The organism is Curtobacterium sp. PhB191, assembly GCF_004346515.1.
GTDB lineage: Bacteria > Actinomycetota > Actinomycetes > Actinomycetales > Microbacteriaceae > Curtobacterium.
Genome location: NZ_SMBV01000011.1, coordinates 119,960 through 144,901 on the forward strand (window position 1 = coordinate 119,960; position 24,942 = coordinate 144,901).

The 24,942-nt window shown below is 70.6% G+C and carries 26 protein-coding genes and 1 tRNA gene; 19 read left to right on the forward strand and 8 right to left on the reverse strand.

All coding sequences use genetic code 11. The features are described 5' to 3' along the window. Positions 1–67 precede the first annotated feature (67 nt). The 3 genes from EDF48_RS16995 (at position 68) to secA (ending at position 4,550) form a co-directional block, all read left to right on the forward strand. Positions 68–736: a phosphoribosyltransferase family protein gene (locus tag EDF48_RS16995; protein ID WP_131881461.1), complete on the forward strand. Its 669-nt coding sequence runs from the start codon at positions 68–70 to the stop codon at positions 734–736. 160 nt (positions 737–896) lie between these two features. Next, positions 897–1,598 carry a ribosome-associated translation inhibitor RaiA gene (gene raiA / locus EDF48_RS17000; RefSeq protein ID WP_123338985.1) on the forward strand — a complete coding sequence of 234 codons (702 nt, stop codon included), beginning with the start codon at positions 897–899 and terminating at the stop codon, positions 1,596–1,598. 171 nt (positions 1,599–1,769) lie between these two features. Then, positions 1,770–4,550 carry a preprotein translocase subunit SecA gene (gene secA / locus EDF48_RS17005; protein ID WP_131881463.1) on the forward strand — a complete coding sequence of 927 codons (2,781 nt, stop codon included), beginning with the start codon at positions 1,770–1,772 and terminating at the stop codon, positions 4,548–4,550. Between the two features lie 151 nt (positions 4,551–4,701). On the opposite strand, the gene EDF48_RS17010 is transcribed toward secA, so the two are convergent. Then, positions 4,702–5,142, reverse strand: a complete 441-nt coding sequence (locus tag EDF48_RS17010; protein ID WP_123938738.1) for an Rv3235 family protein — start codon at positions 5,140–5,142, stop codon at positions 4,702–4,704. 118 nt (positions 5,143–5,260) lie between these two features. Here EDF48_RS17010 and EDF48_RS17015 point away from each other — a divergent pair, with 118 nt between their 5' ends. Beyond that, positions 5,261–6,760 (forward strand): PAS domain-containing sensor histidine kinase, encoded by a 1,500-nt coding sequence (locus tag EDF48_RS17015; protein WP_111085963.1) that lies wholly within the window; start codon positions 5,261–5,263, stop codon positions 6,758–6,760. 226 nt (positions 6,761–6,986) lie between these two features. Here the strand turns inward: EDF48_RS17015 and EDF48_RS17020 are convergent, their stop codons facing one another. Continuing rightward, complete coding sequence (locus tag EDF48_RS17020; RefSeq protein ID WP_017888820.1) at positions 6,987–7,235, reverse strand: WhiB family transcriptional regulator; 249 nt, start codon at positions 7,233–7,235, stop codon at positions 6,987–6,989. Between the two features lie 260 nt (positions 7,236–7,495). Here EDF48_RS17020 and EDF48_RS17025 point away from each other — a divergent pair, with 260 nt between their 5' ends. Further along, on the forward strand, positions 7,496–7,918 hold the full coding sequence (locus EDF48_RS17025) for a hypothetical protein (protein ID WP_131881465.1): 423 nt from the start codon (positions 7,496–7,498) through the stop codon (positions 7,916–7,918). A 74-nt stretch (positions 7,919–7,992) separates the two neighbouring features. On the opposite strand, the gene bcp is transcribed toward EDF48_RS17025, so the two are convergent. Continuing rightward, positions 7,993–8,463, reverse strand: a complete 471-nt coding sequence (gene bcp, locus EDF48_RS17030) for a thioredoxin-dependent thiol peroxidase (protein WP_131881467.1) — start codon at positions 8,461–8,463, stop codon at positions 7,993–7,995. Between the two features lie 93 nt (positions 8,464–8,556). Between bcp and EDF48_RS17035 the strand changes: the two genes are divergently transcribed. Beyond that, positions 8,557–8,632, forward strand: a tRNA-Lys gene (locus EDF48_RS17035). Between the two features lie 103 nt (positions 8,633–8,735). Here the strand turns inward: EDF48_RS17035 and EDF48_RS17040 are convergent. Beyond that, positions 8,736–9,392, reverse strand: coding sequence for a YigZ family protein (locus EDF48_RS17040; protein ID WP_131881499.1), 657 nt, complete (start codon positions 9,390–9,392; stop codon positions 8,736–8,738). 70 nt (positions 9,393–9,462) lie between these two features. On the opposite strand from EDF48_RS17040, the gene EDF48_RS19220 reads away from it, so the two are divergent. The 8 genes from EDF48_RS19220 (at position 9,463) to EDF48_RS17075 (ending at position 15,388) form a co-directional block, all read left to right on the forward strand. Then, positions 9,463–9,903 (forward strand): hypothetical protein, encoded by a 441-nt coding sequence (locus tag EDF48_RS19220; protein WP_165932447.1) that lies wholly within the window; start codon positions 9,463–9,465, stop codon positions 9,901–9,903. Continuing rightward, positions 9,900–10,361 (forward strand): ImmA/IrrE family metallo-endopeptidase, encoded by a 462-nt coding sequence (locus EDF48_RS19225; protein ID WP_165932448.1) that lies wholly within the window; start codon positions 9,900–9,902, stop codon positions 10,359–10,361. The genes EDF48_RS19220 and EDF48_RS19225 overlap by 4 nt, the downstream gene beginning before the upstream one ends. After that, a complete protein-coding gene (locus EDF48_RS17050) occupies positions 10,358–11,284 on the forward strand; it encodes a hypothetical protein (protein WP_131881471.1) in 927 nt (308 codons plus the stop codon). Before EDF48_RS19225 ends, EDF48_RS17050 begins: the two co-directional genes overlap by 4 nt. A 141-nt stretch (positions 11,285–11,425) precedes the next feature. After that, positions 11,426–11,638, forward strand: coding sequence for a hypothetical protein (locus EDF48_RS17055; RefSeq protein WP_111085956.1), 213 nt, complete (start codon positions 11,426–11,428; stop codon positions 11,636–11,638). A gap of 68 nt (positions 11,639–11,706) precedes the next feature. Continuing rightward, on the forward strand, positions 11,707–12,384 hold the full coding sequence (locus EDF48_RS17060; protein WP_123938742.1) for a response regulator transcription factor: 678 nt from the start codon (positions 11,707–11,709) through the stop codon (positions 12,382–12,384). Between the two features lie 34 nt (positions 12,385–12,418). After that, positions 12,419–13,735 (forward strand): HAMP domain-containing sensor histidine kinase, encoded by a 1,317-nt coding sequence (locus EDF48_RS17065; RefSeq protein ID WP_207913287.1) that lies wholly within the window; start codon positions 12,419–12,421, stop codon positions 13,733–13,735. A gap of 48 nt (positions 13,736–13,783) precedes the next feature. After that, entirely contained in the window at positions 13,784–14,428 is a 645-nt protein-coding gene (locus EDF48_RS17070) for a PepSY domain-containing protein (RefSeq protein WP_131881475.1), read from the forward strand. 120 nt (positions 14,429–14,548) lie between these two features. After that, positions 14,549–15,388, forward strand: coding sequence for a VOC family protein (locus EDF48_RS17075; RefSeq protein ID WP_131881477.1), 840 nt, complete (start codon positions 14,549–14,551; stop codon positions 15,386–15,388). A 19-nt stretch (positions 15,389–15,407) separates the two neighbouring features. On the opposite strand, the gene EDF48_RS17080 is transcribed toward EDF48_RS17075, so the two are convergent. Both EDF48_RS17080 and EDF48_RS17085 read right to left on the reverse strand, forming a co-directional pair. Continuing rightward, positions 15,408–15,725: a hypothetical protein gene (locus EDF48_RS17080; protein ID WP_131881479.1), complete on the reverse strand. Its 318-nt coding sequence runs from the start codon at positions 15,723–15,725 to the stop codon at positions 15,408–15,410. Between the two features lie 70 nt (positions 15,726–15,795). Further along, the gene (locus EDF48_RS17085) at positions 15,796–17,358 is read right to left on the reverse strand and encodes an amino acid permease (RefSeq protein ID WP_131881481.1); all 1,563 of its coding nucleotides are present in this window, start codon (positions 17,356–17,358) and stop codon (positions 15,796–15,798) included. A gap of 539 nt (positions 17,359–17,897) precedes the next feature. Between EDF48_RS17085 and EDF48_RS17090 the strand changes: the two genes are divergently transcribed. From EDF48_RS17090 to EDF48_RS17105, 4 genes are all read left to right on the forward strand, one after another. Continuing rightward, a complete protein-coding gene (locus EDF48_RS17090; protein WP_131881502.1) occupies positions 17,898–19,172 on the forward strand; it encodes a glycine betaine/L-proline ABC transporter ATP-binding protein in 1,275 nt (424 codons plus the stop codon). Then, on the forward strand, positions 19,169–20,158 hold the full coding sequence (locus tag EDF48_RS17095; protein ID WP_131881483.1) for an ABC transporter permease subunit: 990 nt from the start codon (positions 19,169–19,171) through the stop codon (positions 20,156–20,158). Before EDF48_RS17090 ends, EDF48_RS17095 begins: the two co-directional genes overlap by 4 nt. Positions 20,159–20,172: 14 nt before the next feature. Then, positions 20,173–21,096 carry a glycine betaine ABC transporter substrate-binding protein gene (locus EDF48_RS17100; RefSeq protein ID WP_131881485.1) on the forward strand — a complete coding sequence of 308 codons (924 nt, stop codon included), beginning with the start codon at positions 20,173–20,175 and terminating at the stop codon, positions 21,094–21,096. A gap of 109 nt (positions 21,097–21,205) precedes the next feature. After that, the gene (locus EDF48_RS17105) at positions 21,206–22,369 is read left to right on the forward strand and encodes a mechanosensitive ion channel domain-containing protein (RefSeq protein ID WP_123338999.1); all 1,164 of its coding nucleotides are present in this window, start codon (positions 21,206–21,208) and stop codon (positions 22,367–22,369) included. An 82-nt stretch (positions 22,370–22,451) separates the two neighbouring features. Here the strand turns inward: EDF48_RS17105 and EDF48_RS17110 are convergent, their stop codons facing one another. Then, positions 22,452–22,643: a hypothetical protein gene (locus EDF48_RS17110; protein ID WP_111085947.1), complete on the reverse strand. Its 192-nt coding sequence runs from the start codon at positions 22,641–22,643 to the stop codon at positions 22,452–22,454. A gap of 93 nt (positions 22,644–22,736) precedes the next feature. On the opposite strand from EDF48_RS17110, the gene EDF48_RS17115 reads away from it, so the two are divergent. After that, a complete protein-coding gene (locus tag EDF48_RS17115) occupies positions 22,737–23,888 on the forward strand; it encodes an SLC13 family permease (RefSeq protein ID WP_123339000.1) in 1,152 nt (383 codons plus the stop codon). Positions 23,889–23,931: 43 nt separating this feature from the next. On the opposite strand, the gene EDF48_RS17120 is transcribed toward EDF48_RS17115, so the two are convergent. Then, complete coding sequence (locus EDF48_RS17120; protein ID WP_123292263.1) at positions 23,932–24,903, reverse strand: magnesium transporter CorA family protein; 972 nt, start codon at positions 24,901–24,903, stop codon at positions 23,932–23,934. Positions 24,904–24,942 lie beyond the last annotated feature (39 nt).

Consider the following 24,942-nt stretch of genomic DNA (forward strand, 5'->3'; position numbering starts at 1 on the left):
GGGAGGCCCGTCCACCGTCCGCACGGTCGGCCCACGACCGCCGTCCGGTCGCCACCACACTCGTCGCATGCGCACCGAGGACCCGCTCACGCCGTGGCGCGACGCGGTGCTCGCGGTGCTCGGCCTGTTCCTGCCGGTGGACTGCCTGGGCTGCGGACGGCCGGACCGTGCGCTCTGCCGGGCCTGCCGCACCGCCCTGGCCGCACGCCCGCGTCGGGTCCGACTCGTCGCGGGCGTGCGGCTCGACGCCGCCTTCGAGTACGAGGGACTCGTCCGGACCCTGCTGCTCGAGCTGAAGCTCCGCGGTCGGGTGGACGTCGCACGACCGCTCGGCGCTCGCTTCGGCTCGCTCGTGCGCGCCGCGCTCGCCGAGGCACCCGTGGGCACCGTCGTGCTGCGGGTCCCGCCGTCGCGGGAGGGGGCACGGCGTCGGGGGTTCGACCCCGTGGTGCTGCTGCTCGCCCGCGGCGGCTTCCGTGGCACCGGGCGGCTCCGACGGGTGCGGGTCCGGGGCGGAGCGGCGAGCGCGGGGCCGGGGCAGAAGGAACGGACGGCGATCGAGCGGGTCGCCGCGACCGTCGGCACGCTGCGGGCGTGCGGTGTCGACGGGCGGGACGTGGTGCTCGTGGACGACGTCGTGACGACCGGCGTCACGATGGCCGAGGGGGTGCGGGCGGTCCGCGCCGCGGGCGGCCGGGTCGTCCGGTGCGTGGCCGTCGCGAGCGTCGAGGACTGACGGCTCAGTGAACACCGGGTGACCGCTGTGCGTCCGGTGGGTGTCCGGCGGACTCGCCGACGCACCGTGACGCGGGGCCTGCGGCGGGTCTAGCCTCGCGGCAAGGCGTTCGGGTTCGCCGGATGGAGGCGACGCGCCGAAGCTCGATGGGAGCCGCGACATGGACGTGACGATCACAGGCCGGAACGTCGGGGTCACCGACCGATTCCGCACCTACGTCGAACAGAAGTCCGAGAAGATCGACGTGCTCGCTGACCGTGCGCTCGCCTTCGAGGTGCGCATCAGCCGCCACCACGAGAAGTCGGGCGGCAGCCAGGGCGAGGACCGCATCGAGCTGACGCTCATCGGTCCCGGGCCCCTCGTGCGGGCGGAGTCCGCGGCGTCCGACAAGTACGCCGCCTTCGACCTCGCCTTCGCCCGCATCATGGAACGGCTGCGTCGTGCTCGTGACCGGCGCAAGGTGCACCGCGGTCGTCACCGCCCGACCTCGGTGGCCGAGGCCGCCGGCAGTGGCTTCGACGGCATGGGGGTGGTCCCCGCTGACGGCCGCCTCATCGAGGACGTCGCCACCGGCGCGGTCCCGGTCGTCGACGCCGACGCACCGGAGGACGAGGACGACGAGGTCTACAGCCCCGTGGTGATCCGGCACAAGGTCTTCGAGGCCGCCCCGATGACCGTCGACGACGCCCTGTACTTCATGGAGCTCGTCGGACACGACTTCTACCTGTTCGTGGACGCCGAGACCCACCGCCCGAGCGTCGTCTACCGACGCAAGGGCTGGGACTACGGCGTGATCGGCATCGACGACCAGACCGGTGCCGCGGCATCGGTGGACGCCGAGCCGGCCGCCGCGCTCGCCTGACGCGATCGCTGCGGACACCGTCCGACCCGTGTGTGCGCGGTCCGTTCGCGGGCCGCGCACACCGCTGCCCCCACACCGACGCCCCTCACAGCGCACGGCACCGGGGGGTTGCTAGCATGACTGGTCGATCGGGCGCGCAGGTCGCGCACGACGACCCTGTAAGGAGCTCACGTGGCAAACGTGCTGGAGAAGGTCCTCCGCATCGGCGAAGGACGCACCGTCCGCCGGCTGAAGGCGTATGCCTCGGCGATCAACGACCTCGAGGACGACTTCTCGAGCCTCACCGACGAGGAACTCCAGGACGAGACGAAGGAGCTGCGCGAGCGGTACGCCAACGGCGAGACCCTCGACGACCTGCTCCCCGAGGCGTTCGCCGCCGTGCGGGAAGCAGCGAAGCGCACCCTCGGCATGCGGCACTTCGACGTGCAGCTCATGGGCGGGGCGGCCCTGCACCTCGGCAACATCGCCGAGATGAAGACCGGTGAGGGCAAGACCCTCGTCGCGACGACGGCGGCCTACCTCAACGCGATTCCGTCGCGCGGCGTCCACGTCATCACGGTCAACGACTACCTGGCGTCGTACCAGTCCGAGATCATGGGTCGCGTCTTCCGCGCCCTCGGCATGACGACCGGCTGCATCATCGCCAACCAGACGCCGGCCGAGCGCCGCGAGCAGTACGCCGCGGACATCACCTACGGCACGAACAACGAGTTCGGCTTCGACTACCTGCGCGACAACATGGCGTGGCAGGCCTCCGACATGGTGCAGCGCGGCCACTTCTTCGCCGTCGTCGACGAGGTCGACTCGATCCTCATCGACGAGGCCCGCACGCCGCTCATCATCTCCGGCCCGTCCTCGGGCGAGGCCAACCGGTGGTTCACGGAGTTCGCCTCGATCGCCAAGCGCCTGACCCCGGGCGAGGACTACGAGGTCGACGAGAAGAAGCGCACCGTCGGCGTGCTCGAGCCCGGCATCGAGAAGGTCGAGGACTACCTCGGCATCGACAACCTGTACGAGTCGGCGAACACCCCGCTCATCTCGTTCCTCAACAACTCCATCAAGGCCGTCGCCCTGTTCAAGCGCGACAAGGACTACGTCGTGATGAACGGCGAGGTGCTCATCGTCGACGAGCACACCGGCCGCATCCTGATGGGCCGTCGCTACAACGAGGGCATCCACCAGGCGATCGAGGCGAAGGAGAACGTCGAGGTCAAGGCGGAGAACCAGACCCTCGCCACGGTCACGCTGCAGAACTACTTCCGGCTGTACCAGAAGCTCTCCGGCATGACCGGTACCGCCGAGACCGAAGCGGCCGAGTTCATGTCGACCTACAAGCTCGGCGTGGTCCCGATCCCGACGAACAAGCCGATGCAGCGCATCGACCAGACCGACCTGGTCTACAAGAACGAGAAGTCCAAGTTCGAGCAGGTCGCCGAGGACATCGCCGAGCGCCACGAGCAGGGGCAGCCCGTCCTCGTCGGCACCACGAGCGTCGAGAAGTCCGAGTACCTGTCGAAGCTCCTCGCCAAGAAGGGCGTGAAGCACGAGGTCCTCAACGCGAAGAACCACGCGCGTGAAGCCGCGATCGTCGCCCAGGCCGGTCGCCTCGGCGCCGTCACCGTCGCGACGAACATGGCCGGCCGAGGCACCGACATCATGCTCGGCGGCAACTCCGAGTTCCTGGCGGTGCAGGAGATGCACGCCAAGGGCCTGTCGCCGACCGAGACCCCCGACGAGTACGAAGCCGAGTGGGACGAGGTCTTCGCCCGCGTCAAGGCTGAGGTCGAGGTCGAGGGCGACAAGGTCCGCGAGGCCGGTGGGCTCTACGTCCTCGGCACCGAGCGCCACGAGTCGCGCCGCATCGACAACCAGCTGCGCGGTCGTTCCGGTCGTCAGGGTGACCCGGGCGAGAGCCGCTTCTACCTGTCGCTCACCGACGACCTCATGCGTCTGTTCAACTCCGGTGCCGCCGAGAGCCTCATGGGCCGCTCGAACGTGCCGGACGACCTGGCGATCGAGAACAAGCTCGTCGGCCGCGCGATCCGTTCCGCCCAGGCACAGGTCGAGGGCCGGAACGCCGAGATCCGCAAGAACGTCCTGAAGTACGACGACGTCCTGAACCGGCAGCGCGAGGCGATCTACAGCGACCGCCGCCACATCCTCGAGGGCGACGACCTGCACGACCGCGCGCAGTCGTTCCTCAAGGCCGTCATCGACGACGTGATCGACACCCACACCGGCGAGGGCTCGCCGGACGACTGGGACCTCGACGCCATGTGGACCGAGCTCGGCACGCTCTACCCGATCTCGATCTCGATCGACGAGGTCATCACCGAGGCCGGCTCGAAGGGCAAGGCATCGCGTGACTTCCTCGGCCGCGAGATCCTCTCCGACGCCAAGCTGGCGTACTCCACGCGTGAGGAGCTCCTCGGCGACGAGGCGATGCGCGAGCTCGAGCGTCGTGTCGTCCTGTCGGTGATCGACCGCCGCTGGCGCGACCACCTGTACGAGATGGACTACCTCAAGGACGGCATCGGCCTCCGCGCGATGGCGCAGCGTGACCCGCTCGTCGAGTACCAGCGCGAGGGCTACGCGCTGTTCCAGACGATGATGGGCCAGATCCGCGAAGAGTCGGTCGGCTACCTGTTCAACCTCGAGGTCCAGGTGCAGTCCGACGGCGAGAACGCCGTCATCGAGGCCAAGGGTCTCGGCGAGGACGAGGTCTCCGGCCTCGAGTACTCGGCACCGTCGATCGACGGCGAGGTCGAGGTGCGCGACGAGAAGGGCCGCCTCGAGCAGGCCGCCACGGCGCGTGCGCAGCAGGCCCAGGCCGAGGCCGAGGCAGCTGCCGAGCCCGAGCAGGGCTCCGCGTTCGGCAACGCGGCCACGGCCTCCGGCCAGGCTGCCGCGGCCGGCAACCGTGCCGAGCGTCGTCGGGCGTCGAAGAAGTAGTCCGCGTGCGCGCGAGCGCATCGTGAGCAGCAATGGTCGGGTCCCGCGTCGGGACCCGACCATTGCTGCTCACCAAGCGCACCACGCGCACCGACGACGGACGGGAGGCCCGTGGCGACACCGCCACGGGCCTCCCGTCCGCGTCAGGCACCTACAGGACGCCGATCGCGGTCGCCCGCCACCTCCCGTCCCGCGTCTCCAACCGCATCGCCACGGCGCGTGCATGACTGCGCGTGTGCACGACGACGGTCGCCTCGGCGACGCCGTCCGCCGGTCGGCAGACGAGCACGCTGCCGACCCGCAGCACCGCTCGGCTCCGCGACCGTCGGCGCACCGAGCGGGCGTGCGCGGCCACGGCTGCACGTTGCTGCAGGTGTCGGTGCACGTCGTCGGTGATCCAGCGGGCGATGCTGTCGACCTCGCGGGCCCCGGTCAGGACTTCGGCGACGCACAGTCCCAGGGCGCGTGCGGTGTCCGCCGGGTCCGGTGGGCCGCTCGCCGGCTCCTCGACCGGTTGCGGTTCGACGATCGTCAGTGGCGGCGAGTGTGCCGTCGTCGTCGTGTGGTCGATCCGGCGTGCCTGCTCCGCCACCCCTGCCCCTTCCGTTGCTGGAGCGAGCGTATGGGGCGTGCAACATGAGAAATGCAAAGCTGCTGGGCCTGTGGAAAGGACGACGTTCTCCACAAGTCGGCGCACCTAGACTGGCTGGGTGTCGACCCTCAGTGACCTCGTCCTCGCGCAAGGCCGTTCCTCCGAAGCCGACGTGGAGTGGCTCCACCTGCTCGTGGGGGATTGGCAGCTCCTCGCCGACCTGTCCTTCGCCGACATGGTGCTGTGGGTGCCGACTGCCGAGGACGGCTCGTTCGTCGCCGTGGCACACGCCCGACCGAGTTCCGCCGCCACGCTGTTCTACCGCGACATCGTCGGGCAGGAGATCCGCGAGGAGTGGCGCGGTCAGGTGACCGAGAGCTTCGCCGGCGCCCGCGTCGTCGACTCGGCCGAGCCCGACTGGTACGAGGACACCCCCACCCGGGTCCGTGCGATCCCGGTGCTGCGACGCCTCAGCGCCAAGAGCGCAGAGACCACCGAGCGTCCGATCGCCGTCGTCACGCGGCACTCCAACCAGGACGAGATGCGGACGCCGAGCCGTCAGGAACTGAACTTCACCGCGAGTGCGAACGACCTGTTCGGCATGATCGCGACGGGCGACTTCCCCGACCTCGGTGCCCCGGCCGGTCCGCGCCGCGGCGCCCCGCGCGCCAGTGACGGTCTGCTGCGCCTCGACACCGCCGGCATCGTGACGTTCGCCAGCCCGAACGGCCTGAGCGCCTTCAACCGGATGGGCTTCGAGGGGGAGCTCGAACGGAAGTCCCTCGCCGAGGTCACCACCGAGCTCATCGGCGCGCAGCTCGACGTCGACGAATCCCTGCCCCTCGTCGTCACCGGCCGCGCTCCGTGGCGGGCCGACATCGAGTCGAAGGGCGTGACGGTGTCGCTGCGGTCGATCCCGCTCCGCGACCACGGCGACCGCATCGGCGCGATCGTGCTCTGCCGCGACGTGTCCGAGCTCCGGCACCAGGAGCGCGAGCTCATCACCAAGGACGCGACGATCCGCGAGATCCACCACCGCGTCAAGAACAACCTGCAGACGGTGGCGTCGTTGCTGCGCATCCAGGCTCGTCGGACGCACTCCGACGAGGCACGGACCTCGCTGCAGAACGCCATGCGCCGCGTGGCAGCCATCGCGGTCGTGCACGACACGCTGTCGAGCGGCCTGAGCCAGACGGTCGACTTCGACGACGTCTTCGACTCGGTGCTCAAGCTCGTCACCGAGGTCGCCGCGTCGCACAACACGACCGTGCACCCGAAGAAGACCGGCGAGTTCGGGGTGCTGCCGTCCGAGGCTGCCACGCCGCTCGCACTCGGGCTCACCGAGCTCGTCACGAACGCCGTCGAGCACGGGCTGGACGGCCGCGACGGCGAGGTCGAGATCGTCGCCCGCCGGTTCGACGACCACCTGGAGATCGAGGTCCGTGACAACGGCGTGGGTCTGCCCGAGGGGAAGGTCGGGTCGGGCCTCGGCACCCAGATCGTCCGCACGCTCATCCAGGGCGAGCTCGGCGGCACGATCGACTGGCACACCCTGACCGGCAGCGGCACCGAGGTGACGATCACCATCCCGTTCCGCTGGCTGACCGCTCCCGCCTAGCCCCTGGGCGCGCCGCGCCCGCTCGTGAGGTTCCGAAATCTGCGCATCTCGGCGTGCGATCGCGCGTGTTTTGGAACCTCGACGGTCAGCGCGCGGCATGTTGTGGAACCCCGAGGACCAGCGCACGGCGTGCCGCCCCGCGCCCCCGCGCTCCACGCGCACGACGACGCCCGCCGCCCCCGAAGGGACGACGGGCGTCGGTGTGTCCTGCGGGAACCGACCTGGGTCAGGAAGCGCGGCGGGCGCGGGCGGCGCGACGCTTCAGCGCACGACGCTCGTCCTCGCTGAGGCCACCCCAGACACCGGAGTCCTGGTTGTTCTCGAGTGCGTACTGCAGGCACATCTCGGTGACCGTGCAGCGTGCACAGACCGACTTGGCCTTCTCGATCTGATCGACGGCGGGCCCGGTGTTCCCGACGGGGAAGAAGAGCTCGGGGTCCGCGGTGAGGCAAGCTGCCTTGTCACGCCAGTCCATGTGTGGTGCTCCTTGATGTCGATGCTCGAACGGCAGGCCGGGGCCGGGGTTCGGGGGATCGGAACGCTGATCATGCATGAGGCATGAGGGGACAACTGTGGGGAGGAGTCCGCTGGAAGCGAGTCTGACGCCCGCGTGACGCTCGGGGGAGGAGCGACGAACCACGGGAGACGCACACCACATCGTGCCGTCCAAACGACCTCGAATATCGTTCCATACTGGTAGGGGCAAATCAAGGGTTCCGATGCTGGAGGATCACTGTGCACGATGACGACCCGACCGCGGTCGACCGTCCTGAGCGACGCTCACGCGCGCTGATCGGCCTGCTGGTGGTGGTCGGCCTCGAGTTCGCGGCGCTCGTCGTGGTCACCGTCGTCCTGGTCGTCGAGCTGATCGTCGCGCCGGCGTCGAGCCTGGCGTCCGGGATTGCCCTGACGATCCTGTCGGCCGTCGCGGCGCTCTGGCTCGGTGCGCTCCTGAACGGCCTGTGGAAGCGTCGTGCCTGGGTGCGCTCGGGGATCATCGTCTGGCAGGTCCTGCAGGGTGCGATCGCGATCGGCGCGTTCCAGGGTGTCTTCCGCGAGCCGGCGGTCGGCTGGGTCCTGCTGATCCCCGCCCTGCTCGGCATCACGTTCGTGCTGTCGCGGTCGGTGACGGCCGCGCTCGCGCGTCCGGCCGAGTAGACGCGACCGAAAGACGGACGGGAGGCCCGTGGCGACGCCGCCACGGGCCTCCCGTCCGCCCTGTGGTCCGGTCCTCAGACCAGGCCGAGCTTCTTCCGCAGGCTCGCCACGTGTCCGGTCGCCTTGACGTTGTAGAGCGGCAGCCGCACGCTGCCGTCCTCGTCGACCACGATCGTGGAGCGGATCGTGCCGGTCACGATCTTGCCGTAGTTGTTCTTCTCGCCCCACGCGGCGTAGGCCTGGTGCACCGCCAGGTCAGGATCGCTCAGCAGCGGGAACGTGAGTGCCTGCTCGTGCTGGAACGTCTTGAGCTTCGACTGCTCGTCCTTCGAGACGCCGAGGACCTCGTAGCCGGCTGCCTGCAGCGACGACATGTTGTCGCGGAAGTCGCAGGCCTCGGTGGTGCACCCGGGGGTGGACGCGGCCGGGTAGAAGTACACGATGACCTTCTTGCCCCGCAGTGCGGCGAGCGAGTGTTCGACGCCGTCCTGGTCCGGCAGCGTGAAGTCGGGGGCGGTGTCGCCGGCGGCGAGACGGTCGGTCATGGTGCTCCTGTTCGCTTGGTGCCCACGAGTGGTCGTGAGCGCGCAGAACCCATGCTATTGTTGATTCCCGTTGCGGCACGGAAGCCGGAACATGCACCTCTAGCTCAATTGGCAGAGCAACTGACTCTTAATCAGTGGGTTCTCGGTTCAAGTCCGAGGGGGTGCACCACGACCACGTAGGCCCCGACTCATCGAGTCGGGGCCTTCGTGCGTTCCGGGAGTGTGCACGCGTTCCGAACGGGACACGCCCGAGGTGCTCCCGGCGGTCGGATTCAGTCGGCGGCGACGTCGACGATCCGTTCCGCACCGACGACGAGGTCGACGGCGCCGGCGGAGGCCGCTGCGAGGTCCGCGGTCAGGATCGCGAGCGCGTCGGCGGGCACCCAGACCTCGAACGTCGCCGCGCGCCCGTAGGCCGTCGCACCGAGGGTCGCGTGGTGGTGCCGGACCCAGTCGCGCAGGACGTTGTCGAGCCGGCCGGCCTCGGCGTGCGGGGCGTCGAAGTGCACCTGCGTGAGCGCCTCGCGTCGGACGAGCGCGGCGGTGTCGAGGGCCTCGGAGACCGAGGTCGAGTAGGCGCGGACGAGTCCGCCGGCGCCGAGCTTCACGCCGCCGAAGTAGCGCGTCACGACGGCGACCACGTCGGTGAGGTCGCGGCGGCGGAGCACCTCGAGCATCGGCACGCCCGCCGTGCCCGACGGTTCTCCGTCGTCCGACGACCGGGCCTGGTCGCCGAGGGTGCCGGTGACCATCGCGGTGCAGTTGTGCCGGGCGTCCCAGTGGCGGCGTTTCACCTCGGCGATGACCCGCTCGGCGTCCGCGACGTCCGACACGGGGGTGACCGTGGTGATGAACCGCGACTTCGTGATGACGATCTCGTGCTCGACCGGCTCGGCGATCGTCGCGGGGAAGCTGCGGGCCATGCCCACGAGGCTAACGGCGTGCACCGTGTCCGCCGCGCTACGATGTCGTGCACGCACGGCTGGGGAGGAGTCCGACATGGAGACAGGTGATCCGAGGGGCGGGGTCCTGGACGCCGCCGAACTCGCACGGCGCATCAACCTGCTGCTCGACTTCGAGGAGTCCCAGCGTGGTGCTCCGGTGCCGTTCGCCTCGATCGAGGAGTACGTCGCCGCCCACGGCGGTTCGCTCTCGCGGGCGAAGTGGACCTACATGCTCTCCGGCGACGGCCGACGCAACCGCGACACCGAGCTCCTGCGGCTGCTCGCCGGGTTCTTCGAGGTCGACGAGCGCTTCCTGCTCGAGGACAGCGACGTCCCCGAGCGCATCGGCGCCCAGCTCGCCCTCGTCCGCTCCCTGCGTTCCGCCCGCGTGAGCGGGTTCGCTGCACGCACCTTCCCCGGCGAGCTCTCACCCGAGGCGCTGCGGCGCATCGCCGAGGTGCTCGAGGAGGAATCACAGCGCGGGACCGTGGCGTGACCGACCCGCTGCTCGAGTCCTTCTGGGCACGCGGTGCGGTCGAGGGGTGGTCCGACGTCGACCAGGCCGTCGCAGCCGCAGCCGTCGTCGTGGACAAGCCCATCGTCGTCCGCGAAGAGGCGTTCCTGGCGACGGAGCCCGTGTGCGGCTTCGTCGCGACGCTCGAGCACGCCCACCTGATCATGATCTCACCGACCGCGTCGCCGACCTTCCGGGCGTTCGTCATCGGCCACGAGCTCGGCCACGTCCTGCACCGGCACCAGGAGCACGCGCCCCAGTCGGCCTACATCCGCGACGTCATCCCGGACCTGCCCGAGTACAAGGTCGAGCGGGCGCTGGCGCGGGGGATGTTCTCGAACGCGTACGAACACGAGGCCGAGGTCTTCGCCGACGCACTCGCGTCGCTCATCCGGCGACACCGCGGCCGCCCGAGCGCCTTCCGCGGGGTCTTCGGGTGATCGTCGCCGTCGTCCAGGCGGTGCTGCTCATCGCCGGGACGATCGCGCTCTTCGTCCTGCAACGCGGGCAGGACCGCACCCTGGCGGTGACCTTCCTGCTGTTCGCCGGCACCATCGTCACGAACGTCGATCCGCTGTACCGGTGGCTCGACCCACTGCTCGGTGGCTTCAACGTGGTCACCGTGGTCAGCGACTGCCTGATGGTCGCCGGTACGAGCACGCTGCTCTGGGGCGTGGCGAAGGCGGTCGGGGCAGCCCGGCCGTGGCTCCGGAACGCGATCGTGGTGTCGTGCGCCGCGGTGGTGGTCGTGGTGGTCGTCGCCTTCTCGGTGCTGGACAAGCCCGCCACCACGACGACGTTCATGCTCGACGCCGGGTCGCACCCGGCCGCGACCGTCTACTCGATCGCGCAGACGGTGTACCTCGGGGTGGCGCTCGGCGCGACGGGCCTCATCTGCGTCCTCCGCTTGCGCGAGGCCCGGACGACGACGGACCTGGTCGGACTGTGGGTCCTGGTGCTCGGCGGCGTGCTGGGGGTCGTCCGGATGGTCGTCGTCGTGGTCATGGACCTGGCGCACGTCACGGGGGACCTCGACCGGATGCGCTCCCTCGCGCTGCCGTACGACGTCACGACGCCCGGCGCCGTGATCTGCGTCTCGACGGGGATGCTGCTGCTCGTCGTCGGACACCGGGTCTCGCGACGTCGGCGCACCCGGCGGGTCGACGCGGCGCTGCGGCGTCTCGCGCCGCTGCACGCGCGGATCGGTGCCGACAACGCCTACCCGTCGACCGAGGATCCCGCCACGCGGTTGAGCCGCGCGATCGTCGAGGTCAACGACGGGCTCCGGCGGACGCGTGCGCCGTTGACCGATGCCGAGCGAGCCGTCCTCGCCGAGGCCGAGTCGGCGCTCGACTCCGCGTAGCCCGAAGGGGTGACTCGACGGTCTCCCGACGCCCGTGTAGGGTTTGTAGCAAGTGCTACAGATCCTGTGGCTCGTCGGATGGGACTCGGCCGCGTTGGGGGCGGCCGAGCACCACCGACACTCGTTGTCTAGACTCGGACGGTGCTCGTCTTCGCCGCAGTCGTCCTGTTCATCGGTGCCGTCTTCAACGTCGTCACCTGGCCGCGCTTCTTCCAGCGCGTCGCGAAGGACACCCGCGCGCGTGACGCTGCTGGCAAGCCGACGACGTTCTACACGGTGCACCTCGTGCTGCTGCTCATCGCGCTCGCCATCGCCGTGGCCGCGGTCGTCGCCGGGATCCTGCTGCTGGTCTGAGCCGTTCGGCGTTCGCCGTCGGGCGTCGCTTCAGCGCTGCTTCAGGGCGGCACGGCAGGATCGTCGCCATGCGTGTCCTGGTGGTCGACGACGAGGTGCGGCTCGCCGACGGCGTCCGTCGCGGCCTCGAGGCCGAGGGGTGGGCGGTCGACGTCGCCCACGACGGCGTCGACGGCCTGTGGCACGCCCGCGAGTTCCGCTACGACGCGATCGTCCTCGACCTGATGATGCCCGGGATGAGCGGATGGGCGGTCTGCGCCCAGCTCCGGGCCGACCAGGACTGGACGCCGGTGCTCATGCTCACCGCCAAGGACGGCGAGTGGGACCAGGTCGAGGCCCTCGACGCCGGCGCCGACGACTACGTCACGAAGCCCTTCTCGCACCCGGTCCTCGTCGCCCGGCTGCGCGCGCTCGTCCGCCGTGGTGCGCGCGAACGCCCGGCGGTACTGACCCTCGGCGACCTGGTCGTCGACCCGGCCGCACGGACCGTGGCGCGTGCCGGGACCCCCGTCGACCTGACGAGCCGGGAGTTCGCGGTGCTCGAGTACCTCGCGCGGCGCTCCGGGCAGGTGTGCTCGAAGCGCGAGGTGATCGAGAACGTCTGGGACGTCGACTTCGAGGGCGACCCGAACATCGTCGAGGTGTACGTCGGGCACCTCCGGCGCAAGCTCGACCGGCCGTTCGGACGGACGTCACTCGAGACCGTCCGCGGTGCGGGCTACCGACTGGCGGCCGACGGTGGCTGACCGGGGGACGGGGCGCACACGCCGCTTCCGGTCCGTGCGCGCGCGGACCACGCTCGGCGCCGGCGTGGTCGTGCTCGCCGCCCTGGTCGTCGGCGCCGTGGGGTTCGTCGTGGTGCTCCGCCTGGTGCTGCTCGACGGGGTGCGGACGTCCGCCGAGGCCGGACTCGAACAGGTGTCGTCACGGGTCGAGTCCGACGGTGCCGGTGCGGTGACCGACTACGAGGACGTCCTGGTGCAGGTGGTCGGTGACGGCGGCTCGGTCCTCGCACACGGTGAGGACGCCGACGCTCCGGCCCTGTCGACCGCCGACGAGTCCCGGTGGTCGCACGACGGCGAACGCTGGCTGCTCGTCGCCGACGACGTCGACCTGCCCGGTGGGGGTGAGGCGACCCTGGTGTACGGCGTCTCCCTCGAGCAGACCGACACCGCGATCCGGACCGCCGTGGTGCTCCTCGCCGTCGGGGTGCCGGTGCTCGTCCTCGTGCTCGGGATCGTGACCTGGTCCGTGACCGGGCGGTCGTTGCGGCCCGTGGAACGGATGCGCACCGAGGTCGAGACGATCCGTGCCGCGCAGCCCGATGCCCGCGTGGTCGTGCCGGACACCGGCGACGAGATCGCCCGGCTCGCGACCACCATGAACGCCATGCTCGACCGGCTCGACCGATCCGCGGCGGGGCAGCGGCAGTTCGTGTCCGACGCCTCGCACGAGCTGCGGTCGCCGATCGCGTCCCTCCGCCAGCACGCCGAGGTCGCCGTCGCGTACCCGGACCGGACGGACGTGGCCGAGTTCTCCGACGTCGTGCGGTCCGAGGCCGTGCGCCTGCAGGACCTCGTCACCGGGCTGCTCGAGCTGTCACGGCTCGACGAGGGCGGCGCGGGTGTCCGTCGTCCCGTGGACCTCGACGACCTCGCACTCGACGCCGTCGCGCGGACGCGGGCCCGGGTGCCGGCTGGTGCGACCGGTGACCGTGCGATCCGGGTCGACGGCTCCGGGATCTCCGCCGCACGCGTGCTCGGCGACGAACGGCTCCTCACCGGCGTGGTCCGGAACCTCGTCGACAACGCCGTCCGGCACGCCACGTCGCGCGTCGCGGTGGCCCTGGTCGAGCAGGACGGCGCGGCGGTGCTGACCGTGGACGACGACGGCTCCGGGATCCCGGCGGCCGAGCGCGACCGGGTGTTCGAGCGGTTCGTCCGGCTCGACGAGGCCCGCAGCCGCGACGCCGGTGGTGCCGGCCTCGGACTGGCGATCGTGCGGGACGCCGTCCGGGCGCACGGCGGCGAGGCGACGGTCGCGGACTCGCCGCTCGGCGGGGCGCGGTTCGTCGTGCGCATCGCACTCGGCGGCTGAACAGGCGGCTTCAGGTCTGCTTCAGCACCCCGCCGACATGCTCGTCCCATGACCTTCCGCACCCAGCTCCAGAAGCCCTCCGCCCGCCGCGTCGCCGCCCTCGCCGCCCTGCCCGTCGTGGCCGCGCTCGCCCTCACCGGCTGCTCCACCGACGGGTCGTCCGACTCGGCGGCGTCGTCCTCGAACGGATCGGCCGCGACGGGCGCCACCACCGGCACGTCGGGTGGCGCGTCCGCGACCGCTGCCTCGGCCACGTCGAACGACGCCCTGCTCGCCGCCGTCGCGACCGCACGCGGGAGCGTCGGCTCCGGCACCGTCATCTCGGTCGAGCAGGAGCAGCGTGGCAGCGCGTACGAGGTCCTCGTCGTGACGAAGGACGGCACCGAGCACGAGGTGCACACCGACGCCGCCGGCACCGGGGTGACCGGTACCCCGCAGACGGAGGCGGCGGACACCGACGACCGTCCCGAGCACGACCGGTTCGTCGCAGCGGCCGACCTCGACGTCAGCAAGGCCGTCAGCGCCTTCGAGGACCTGCACGCCGGTGCGATCACCGAGCTCGGCCTCGACGACCACCTCGGCAAGGTGGTCTGGGAGGGTGACGTCGTCGACGGGTCCGGCACCAAGCACAGCGTCCGGATCGACGCCGGTTCGGGCGACGTCGTCACCGACCAGGTCGACACCGACGACTGATCCGACGACGGACCCGACGACAGGCCCGGCGACCGGCTCGGCGACCGACCCGGCCGACGTCGGCGGTCACCGGTAGACCTGGGGCATCCGACCCGGGCGTCGGCGACCTCGGGAGACACCATGACGGACCAGACCCCTCGCACCTACCCGCAGGGCGTGCCGAGCTGGATCGACGGACGACACCCGGACCCGGACGCCGCCCAGGCGTTCTACGGCGGTCTGTTCGGCTGGGACTTCGAGGAGCGCCTGCCGCCCGGTGCCCCCGGCTCGTACCGGATCGTGAGCATCGACGGACAAGAGGTCGGCGCGATCGCCTCGGGTGACGAGCCGGCGTCGTGGACGACGTACATCGCCGTGGACGACGCCGAGGCGGTGGCCGCTCGGGTCGTCGAGCTCGGTGGCGCCGCCGCTCCGGCGGAGGACGCCGGGCCGGGTGGCGCCGCGGGCCGCAGCGTCGACTGCGTCGATCCGCGCGGTGCGGCGTTCGGACTCTGGCAAGCGCGCGACCGGCTCGGGTCGCAGCACATCAACGCGCCCGGCGGCTGGGTCTTCAGTGACCTCCGCTCGACCGAGCCGGAGCAGGCGATCTCGTTCTACGAGCAGCTGTTCGGCTGGCGGGTCTCCGGCATCGAGGAGGGCCCGAGCGCCATGGTCCGGCTGCCCGGCTACGGGGACCACCTCGCGGCCACCTCCGACCCCGACATCCGGCAGCGGCAGGTCGGCGCACCGGAGGGCTTCGCGGACGTCATCGGCGCCCTCGCCCGACTCGACGACGGGCCGGACGACTGGCACGTGTCGTTCAGCGTGGCGGACCGTGACGCCGCCGCCGCACGGGCCGAGGAGCTCGGCGGGACTGTGCTCGGCACCTGGCAGGGCCCGTGGACGCGTGCGGCCGAGCTGCGGGACCCGCAGGGCGCCACGTTCCGCGTCACGCAGTTCGCCCCGGAGGGCGACGGCTGAGCGCAGCGCCCGTGGACCGTCAGCCGGTGGTGAGCGGCGGTCCGAGCACCTTCTGGATCGCCAGCGCGGCGAGTTGCTCGTCCGAGGTGTCGAGCAGCACGCGGAACGTCTCCGGCTCCGTGACGAACTCGACGCAGACGGCGTCCTCGTCGCACGGTCCGAGGCGCCACCCCGACACCGCGTCCATCGGCACGGAGACCCGCGCCTCGCGCTCGTAGTCGGTCTCGGCCTCGAGGCGGTCGGGGAACACCCGGAGGTGTCCGTACGCGCCTCGCCAGCTGAGCCGGAGATCGAGGGTGGGTGGGACTGACGCGGGGGAGACAGAGCGGTCCGGCACCCGCCGATCGTACCGACGGGTGCCGGACCCACTGCACTCGGCGCGCGACGTGCTGCGCTCCGGGGACAGATCAGACGGTGTCGTCGGACCCCTTCTGCTCGCCGCCGTCCTCACCGTCGCGACGGACCTGGTTCGCCGGGTCACGGACACCGATCGGGTACGGACCGGTGACGCCCTGTCGGAGCGAGGCGATGCGCAGGATGCGGTCGCGCTGCAGGAACCAGCCGACGACAAGCAGCGGGATGACGATCACGAGGGACGCGATCGTGTAGGTGCCGACCGGGTAGTCGATCGCCATCAGCACGATGACCGACGCCAGGAACGCCAGCGTGAGCCACGCGGTCACCGGGGCGCCGGGCAGCTTGAAGGACGGCTCCTTCGCCAGTCCCTGCTTCGCCCACGACCGGAGCCGCATCTGGCAGAGGATGATCGTGCCCCACGCCGTGATGATGCCGAGGCTCGCGATGTTCAGCGCGATCTCGAACGCCTGGCTCGGGACGAAGTAGTTCAGGACGACGCCGGCGACGGTGAAGCCGGCGGTGAGCAGGATGCCGGCGTACGGCACTCCGCCCTTCGACATCTTGGTGGTCCACTTCGGCGCCGAGCCGTTCATGCCCATCGAGTGCAGGGCGCGACCGGTCGAGTACAGGCCGGCGTTGAGCGACGACAGTGCCGCCGTGAGCACGACGAAGTTCATGATGCCGCCGACGATCGACCCGACCTGCGGGTTGCCGAGCGACGAGAAGAACGTCACGAACGGGCTCTCGCCCTCCTTGTACGCCGTGTACGGCAGGAGCAGGGAGAGCAGGATGATCGACCCGACGTAGAAGACCGCGATGCGGAACACGACGGAGTTGATGGCGCGGGGGATGACCTTCTCGGTGTTCTGCGTCTCACCGGACGCGGTGCCGACGAGCTCGATCGCCGCGTACGCGAAGACGACACCCTGGATCACGATGACCGCGGGGAGCAGCCCGTTCGGGAACAGTCCGCCGTTGTCGCCCCAGATCGAGAAGCCCGTGCGGACGGCTTCGCCGCCGGCCTCGACCGGGAACGCGAAGACGAGCCAGATGATCGCGACGACGAGGAACGCGACGAGTGCCGCGACCTTGATGAGCGCGAACCAGAACTCGAGTTCGCCGAACACCTTGACCGCGACCATGTTGGCGGCGAGCACGACGACCAGGGCGATCAACGCGAGGAGCCACTGCGGTGCGGCGGTGAACGCGGACCAGTACTGCAGGTAGATCGCGACGGCGGTGGTGTCGACGATCGAGGTCATCGCCCAGTTCAGGAAGTACATCCAGCCGGCGGCGTAGGCGAACTTCTCGCCGTAGAACTCGCGGGCGTAGGAGATGAACGACCCCGACGACGGACGGTGCAGCACGAGCTCGCCGAGGGCGCGCAGGATGAAGAACGCGAAGATGCCGCAGATCAGGTAGGTCAGCGCGAGCGCGGGGCCCGCGGTGTGGAGTCGTCCACCCGCACCGAGGAAGAGTCCGGTGCCGATGGCCCCACCGATCGCGATCATCTGCAGCTGCCGGGGCTTCAGACCGTGCTGGTAGCCCTCTTGCTCGTGCGAGAAGTCGTTCGCCGGAGCACGGTTCACGCCCGTGTCGTTCTGCGCTGTCATGCGCGCCAACCTACATGCGCACGGAACCGGGGCGGCACACAAACCTCCGAACGAGCTGATCTGTAACGAGACGGTCACGATCGCGATCCCCATGTGCGTGGGCGACACGCCGACGACGGGGTACAGCGGTGCCGGGATTCCGGCGGACGTCGATTGTGATCGGGGGACAAGACACCGTTAGGTTTGAACGTCCCCACAGGCCCGATGGTCGGGGACACGACGACCAGGACGCGTCCACGGCCAGTAGTGCCGGGGCCGTACGGTCGGCCGGACCGGGACCGCCCCGAGCGTGGTCCCTGCGTGCGTGATCGCTCGCTCTGCGCCGTTGCGCGGGGCTCGACGTGGCCGCGCGCACCGTCCCGGACGACCCGTCCGCAACCACACCGTCGCCGCACGCGCGCTCGTTCGCCGTGGCGACGCGAGGAGCCCAGTTGTCCATCGCACCACCCGAGAGCCGGCACACCCCGTCGCCGGACCCCACCGGCACGTCCCCGGACCCCACCACGTCGCCGGCGGTCAGCGTCCGCGACGTCTACAAGGTGTTCGGCCGCCGACCGGCCGAGGCCGTCCGCCGCCTCGCCGCCGGTGCCACCCGCGACGAGGTCCGCGAGCAGGGATCCGCCGCGGTCATCGACGCGTCCTTCGACGTCCGACCCGGCGAGATCTTCGTCGTCATGGGGCTGTCCGGCTCCGGCAAGTCGACCCTCATCCGGATGCTCAACGGCCTGCTCGAGCCCACCGCCGGCAGCGTCGAGATCGGCGGCCGCACGGTCACCGGCGCGACGCCGAAGGGGATCCGCGACATCCGCCGGTCCAGCGTGTCGATGGTGTTCCAGCACTTCGCCCTGCTGCCGCACCGCACCGTGCTCGAGAACGTCGCGTACGGCCTCGAGGTGAACGGCGTCGACAAGACGACGCGCCTCGCGAAGGCCCGTGAGGTCATCGACCTGGTCGGCCTGGACGTCTGGGCCGACGCGAAGCCCGACGAGCTGTCCGGCGGCATGCAGCAGCGCGTCGGCATCGCCCGCGCCCTCGCCGCCGAGACCGACGTCCTGCTCATGGACGAGGCGTTCAGCGCGCTCGACCCGCTCATCCGCCGCGAGATGCAGGAGCAGCTCGTCGACCTGCAGCAGCGGCTCGGCAAGACCATCGTCTTCATCACGCACGACCTCAACGAGGCGATGTTCCTCGGCGACCGGATCGCCGTGATGCGCGACGGCCGGATCGTGCAGATCGGGTCGCCGGAGGACATCCTCACCGACCCGGCGAACGACTACGTCGCCCAGTTCGTGCAGGACGTCGACCGTGCCCGTGTGCTCACCGCCGCGAGCGTCATGGAACCGGCCCGCGCCACCGTCCCGCTGACCGTGGGTCCTCGTGGCGCACTGCGCACCATGCGCGACCTGCAGACCGCCGCGCTCTTCGTCACCGGTCGTGGCCGGAAGCTCGAGGGCTGGGTCCGCGACCGGCACGTGATGCGCCAGGTGAAGGCCGGCGACACGAACCTCGACGCGATCGTGAACACCGAGTACGCCCGGGTCGCCCCCGACACCGCGCTGACCGACCTGTTCGAGCTCGCCGTCGAGTCACCCCTGCCGATCGCCGTGGTCGACGACGAGGAGCGCCTGCTCGGCGTCGTCCCGCGTGTGACCCTGCTGGCCGCGCTCGGCAACGTGCCGACCGCGACGATGCCGATCCCGGTCCTCGAACCGGTCACGCGCATCTCCGACTCCGACATGGACTCGACCCTCGCCGCGACCGGCGAGACGCCTGCCCACACCGGCGAGCCCGCCATCGAAGGAGACCACGCATGATCACCCCCGGTACCAACTCCTTCGGTGACTTCCACCTGCCCCTCGGCACCTGGGTCGCTGCGGTCGTCGACTGGATCACGACCTACCTGTCCGGCTTCTTCGACGTCGTCCGCTACGTGTTCACGTGGATGGACGCGTGGATGGAGTACTTCCTGTCCACCCCGCCGTTCTGGGTCGTCGTCGCGGTCCTCGTCGTGCTGGCGTTCCTGGCGAAGGGCTGGAAACTCGCGCTCGGCGCGGCCATCGGTCTGCTGTTCATCGTCAGCGTCGGACAGTGGACGAACGCGATGAACACCCTCGCGCTCGTCGTGGTCGCCGCCGGCCTGGCCGTCGTCCTCAGCATCCCGCTCGGGGTGTGGGCCGCCCGGTCCGACGCCGCGAGCCGGATCATCCGCCCGGTCCTGGACTTCATGCAGACGACGCCGGCGTTCGTCTACCTGATCCCGGCGCTGCTGCTGTTCCGCGTCGGTGTCGTCCCCGGCATCGTCGCGACGATCGTCTTCGCGATGGCCCCCGGCGTCCGGCTCACCGAGCTCGGCATCCGCGGCGTCCCGAGCGAGGTCGTCGAGGCCGGTGCCGCCTTCGGGTCGAGCCCGTGGCGCATCCTCCGTCAGATCCAGCTGCCGTTGGCGAAGGCCAGCATCATGGCCGGCGTCAACCAGGTCATCATGCTGTCGCTGTCGATGGTCGTCATCGCCGGCATGGTCGGCGCCGGCGGCCTCGGCGAGCAGATCGTCGCCTCGCTGAACCGCATCGACGTCGGGCTCGGGGCCGAAGCCGGCCTGTCGGTCGTGGTCCTGGCGATCCTGCTGGACCGCCTGACCGCAGCGCTCGGCGGCGACGCGAGCGGTGCCTCCCGGCCGTGGAAGCGCAAGCGCAAGCCCACCGTGACCGCGACGCCGAACGCGGCGACCGCCCAGACCGCCGCCACCACCGAGGCAGCCCCGGCCGACCGCCGGCGCGAGCCGCAGACGACCAGCGCGTGAGGAAGGACCAGACCATGAAGCGAACCAAGCGAACCAAGCGCACCCTCGCGGCGGCCGTCCTCGCCGTCGCCACCGCCGTCGGCCTGTCCGCCTGCATGCCGCCCGGCTACTACGGGGCCTCCGGCACCGTCGACAACGGCGACCAGAAGTCGATGCACGTCGTCGTCTTCAACGGCTGGGACGAGGACACCGCCGCCAGCTACCTCTGGAAGTACGTGTTGGAGCAGAAGGGCTACGACGTCCAGCTCACGAACTCCGACGTCGCACCCGCCTACACCGGCCTCGCGTCCGGCGACTACGACGTGGTGTTCGACACCTGGCTGCCGAACACGCACAAGGAGTACATGGACACCTACGGCAAGGACCTGACGGACCTCGGCGCCTGGAACGAGCAGGCGTCGCTGGAACTGGCGGTGCCGAAGTACTCGGACATCGACTCGATCGACGAGCTCAAGGCGCACGCGTCCGAGTTCGGCAACAAGATCATCGGCATCGAGCCGGCCGCCGGTGAGACGAAGGTCGTGTCCGACCAGGTCATCCCGCAGTACGGCCTGGACGGCATGGACTTCATCACGAGTTCGACGCCGGCGATGCTCGCCGACCTCAAGGCCTCGATCGCGAAGAAGGAGGACGTCGTCGTGACGCTGTGGCGTCCGCACTGGGCGTACGACGCCTTCCCGATCAAGGACCTGAAGGACCCGAAGGGTGCGCTCGGCAAGAACGAGGAGATCCACACGATCGCCAAGAAGGACTTCGAGCAGGACTTCCCGCAGGCGTCGAAGTGGATGGAGGACTTCTCGATGGACTCCGACACCCTCTACTCGCTCGAGAACGCGCTCGTGAACAGCGGCGCGAAGGCCAGCGAGTACCCCGCGATCACGGAGAAGTGGGCTTCCGAGCACCAGGACTTCGTCGATTCGCTCACGTCCGGCAAGTAGTCAGCAGGTCGGACAGGAGGCCCGGTGCGCGTCGTGCGCACCGGGCCTCGGTCGCGTCCTGGGCCGGTTTTCTGAACGACGCCTGTCGTTTCGTTGCTTGCATGGAGGGATGGACATCCTCCTCCGACTCCTGGTCGCGATCGGGTTCGCCCTCCTCATCACCGCCGTCGCCGCGGTCGTCCTGCACCTGGTGCTGCGGACGGTCGCGCGACGGGAACGGTGGGCCGGCGTGCTCTCGCGCCGGGCGAAGCACCCGTTCCGCACCACCCTGCTCGTGGTCCTGCTCTGGATCGCGTTCACCTCGAGCGTCCCGCGCGACGCCGACGCGTACCCGTGGCGTGACGAGGTCGTGCACGGGTTCCTCATCGTCACGATCGCGGTGGGCTGCTGGCTGGCGTGCCAGATCGCGATCTTCCTCGAGGACCTCGGCCTGCACCGGTTCCGCATCGACGTCCCCGACAACCGCCAGGCCCGCCGCATCCGCACACAGGTCCTCATCATCCGGCGGCTGACCGTCGCCGTGCTCGTCATCATCGCCGTCGGCGCGATCCTGCTCACCTTCGACGGGGTCGAGGCGGCGGGCGCGAGCGTGCTCGCGAGCGCCGGACTCATCTCGGTCGTCGCGGGTCTGGCGGCGCAGTCGACGCTCGGCAACGTCTTCGCGGGCATGCAGCTCGCGTTCTCCGGGTCGATCCGCGTCGACGACGTCGTCGTGGTCGAGCAGCAGTGGGGGCGGATCGAGGAGATCACCCTCACCTACGTGGTCGTGCACCTCTGGGACGACCGGCGCTTCGTGCTGCCGTCGACCTACTTCACGAGCACCCCGTTCGAGAACTGGACGCGCACCAACAGCGAACTGCTCGGTGCCGTCGAGATGGACCTGGACTGGCGGGTCCGTCCGGGCGAGATGCGCGAGGAACTCGACCGGATCCTCGACCGCACCGAGCTGTGGGACCGCCGGGTCAAGGTGCTGCAGGTCACCGACGCCGTGCAGGGGTACGTGCGGGTGCGGGTCCTCGCGACGTCGCACGACGCCCCGTCGCTGTTCGACCTGCGTTGCTACATCCGCGAGGAGCTCGTCGAGTGGATCCAGCGCACCCACCCCGACGCCCTGCCGGTCCAGCGCGTGCTCATGGTCGACGAGACCGCACCGCGGCGGCGCACGGCGTCGACCGCCGCCGACTCGGCGCTGTTCGCGCCGGGGCAGGAGGACCGCGCGGCCCTCTTCACCGGTCCGATCCAGACGTCCGACATCCCGCCTGCGGAGCGCTGACGGGCTCCGGACCCGACACGGGACGGACGGGAGGCCCGGTGCCAGCTGGCACCGGGCCTCCCGTCCGTCAGATGGTCGCGACCTACGGCTGGCGCGCCTTGACGGCGCGGTCGTCCTCGACCACCGTGCCGATCGCCACGATCGTGGTCGCGATCCACGCGACCCACGTCAGGGCGAGCCGCCAGTCGCGGGGTCCCTGGCGGGTGGTCTGGAGCACGCTGTAGCCGCTGATGAGCGAACTCCACACCGCACCGTTGAACATGAACTTGCGCACAGAGGCCTCCTGTCGTCGTACTGCCAACGCTACCGGTCAGTACATTGGAGCGCCGCCGGACACCCTGCCCGGCGCACTCGTGGAGGAACGCCCGTGCGTCAGGCCGTCATCGGAGCAGTGCTGCTCGTCATCGGCGCGGTGTGCGTCGCGCTCGGCCTGCTGCCGCTCGACGACCTCGGGGTCCTGGCCGAACGGGTCCTGCCTGTCCTCGGGTTCGTCCTCGGGCTGACGATCGTCGCCGAGCTAGCCGCGGACGCCGGGGTGTTCGACCGGCTCGCCGACGTCGCGGCACGTGTCGGCGGCGGACGCACCATCGGGCTGTGGGGCGCGGTCGTGGTCCTCGCCGTGCTCTGCACCGTCTTCCTGTCGATCGACACGACCGCGGTGCTGCTCACCCCGATCGTGATCTCACTGGCGCGCCGGGTCGGGCTGCCGCCGATGCCGTTCGCGCTCACCACCGTCTGGCTCGCGAACACCGCGTCCCTGCTGCTGCCGGTGTCGAACCTGACGAACCTGCTCGCCGTCGACCGGATGGGCCTCGGCGGCCCGCTGCCCTTCGCCGGGCTGATGGCCTGGCCGGCCGTCGCCGGGGTCGTCGTGCCGTGCGCCGTCCTGCTCGTGGTGTTCCGCGGCAAGCTCTTCGGGCGCTACACGCCGGTGTCGGTGCGGCGTCCGTCCGACCCGGTGTCGTTCTGGGCGGCGTCCGGTGTGCTCGTCGCGCTCGTCGTGGCGCTGACCGCCGGGGTGACGGTCTGGATCGCCGCCGTGGCCGGTGCCCTCGTGCTCGTCGTCGTCGCGGCGTTCCGGTCGCCCGCCGAGCTCCGGCCGTCGCGGGTGCCGTGGTCGACGCTGCTGTTCGCCGCCGGGCTCTTCGTCGTGGTCGAGACCCTGCACAGCACCGGGCTCACCGACCCGATCGTGCGGGCGCTCGGCGACGGCACCGGGACCGGACCGCTCCTGCTGCTCGGCGCCGGGGGAGCGGTGGCGGCGAACGCGATCGACAACCTGCCCGCGTACCTGGTGCTCGAGCCCGCTGCCGGTCACGAGGCCGTGCGGTACGCGGCGCTCCTCATCGGCGTGAACGCCGGGTGCCTGGTGACGCCGTGGGCCTCCCTCGCCACCCTGCTGTGGCACGCACGGCTGTCGGCCGAGGGCGTGCACCTGTCGTGGGGCAAGTACATGCTGCTCGGGTGCATCGCGGCGCCGCTCACCGTGGTCGCCGGGGTGCTCGCGCTGGCGCTCTGACGCGGGGCCGCTGGGGTGCTCGCGCTCCGACGCGCGGTCGCGGTCAGAGCCAGTCGCGGGCCTTGAAGACGCGGTAGAGCACGAGCGACGACGCGACGATGAGCGCGAGCGAGACGTACAACCCGCTCCACGCACCCTCGCCCGGGAACGTCACGTTCTGCCCGAAGAAGCCGGTGATGGCGGTGGGGATCGCGATGATCGCGGCCCAGCTCGTCACCTTCTTCATCACGGTGTTCTGCCGGTTCGACGCCAGGTTGAGGTTCGTGTCGAGGACACTCGAGACGGCGTCGCGCAGTTGCTCGACGGAGTCCGAGATCGACACCAGGTGGTCCTCGACGTCGCGGAAGTAGGGCCGGATGCCGTCCGAGATCGTCTCCGCGTCGCCGTGCAGCAGCGATGCGACGCTGTCGCGGGTCGGGACGACGAGCCGCCGCAGCACGCCGAGGGCCTTGCGGAGGCGGAACGACCGGCGTTGGATCTGCTGTTCGCGGGCGTTGCCCCGCTCGAACAGGTCGTCCTCGAGGTCGTCGATCCGTCGCTCGATGTCCTCCACGGTCTCGGTGGCGTGGTCGACGACGGCGTCGAGCAACGCCCAGACGAGCCACGGCACACCGTGCTCGGCCACGTCCGCGTTCGCGTCGAGCCGGTGCTCCATCGCGGCGGTGTCGACGTCGGCCCCGTGGATGGTGACGAGGGCGTGCTCGGTGACGAACGCCTTCACCTCGTGGGTGACGAGCTCACCGTCCTCGCCGAGACCGCCGACGTCGTAGACCACGAGGAACAGGCTGTCGCGGTACCGGTCGAGCTTCGGGCGCTGGCCCTGCTCGACGGCGTCCTCGACGGCGAGGGCGTGGATGCCGAGCTCCTGTTCGACCTGCACGAGGTCGTCGTGCACCGGGTCGGTGTAGTCGACCCAGACGAAGGTGTCCGCGTCGGCGACGAGGTCCGAGACCCGGTCGACCGGGAAGTCCCGTTCCGCCGCGTCGCCGTTCCGCCACGCCCGTGTCCTGACCATGCGCGTCAGCCTAGTGAGACGGCCGGCCCGGGGATCCCA

Bases quoted from the DNA above. Each gene is read 5' to 3' on its own strand.
- EDF48_RS16995 (WP_131881461.1), top strand. From the start codon at position 68: ATGCGCACCGAGGACCCGCTCACGCCGTGGCGCGACGCGGTGCTCGCG.
- raiA (WP_123338985.1), top strand. From the start codon at position 897: ATGGACGTGACGATCACAGGCCGGAACGTCGGGGTCACCGACCGATTC.
- EDF48_RS17020 (WP_017888820.1), bottom strand. From the start codon at position 7,235: ATGGACTGGCGTGACAAGGCAGCTTGCCTCACCGCGGACCCCGAGCTC.
- bcp (WP_131881467.1), bottom strand. From the start codon at position 8,463: ATGACCGACCGTCTCGCCGCCGGCGACACCGCCCCCGACTTCACGCTG.
- EDF48_RS19220 (WP_165932447.1), top strand. From the start codon at position 9,463: ATGGAGACAGGTGATCCGAGGGGCGGGGTCCTGGACGCCGCCGAACTC.
- EDF48_RS17060 (WP_123938742.1), top strand. From the start codon at position 11,707: ATGCGTGTCCTGGTGGTCGACGACGAGGTGCGGCTCGCCGACGGCGTC.
- EDF48_RS17070 (WP_131881475.1), top strand. From the start codon at position 13,784: ATGACCTTCCGCACCCAGCTCCAGAAGCCCTCCGCCCGCCGCGTCGCC.
- EDF48_RS17075 (WP_131881477.1), top strand. From the start codon at position 14,549: ATGACGGACCAGACCCCTCGCACCTACCCGCAGGGCGTGCCGAGCTGG.
- EDF48_RS17085 (WP_131881481.1), bottom strand. From the start codon at position 17,358: ATGACAGCGCAGAACGACACGGGCGTGAACCGTGCTCCGGCGAACGAC.
- EDF48_RS17095 (WP_131881483.1), top strand. From the start codon at position 19,169: ATGATCACCCCCGGTACCAACTCCTTCGGTGACTTCCACCTGCCCCTC.
- EDF48_RS17100 (WP_131881485.1), top strand. From the start codon at position 20,173: ATGAAGCGAACCAAGCGAACCAAGCGCACCCTCGCGGCGGCCGTCCTC.
- EDF48_RS17105 (WP_123338999.1), top strand. From the start codon at position 21,206: ATGGACATCCTCCTCCGACTCCTGGTCGCGATCGGGTTCGCCCTCCTC.
- EDF48_RS17120 (WP_123292263.1), bottom strand. From the start codon at position 24,903: ATGGTCAGGACACGGGCGTGGCGGAACGGCGACGCGGCGGAACGGGAC.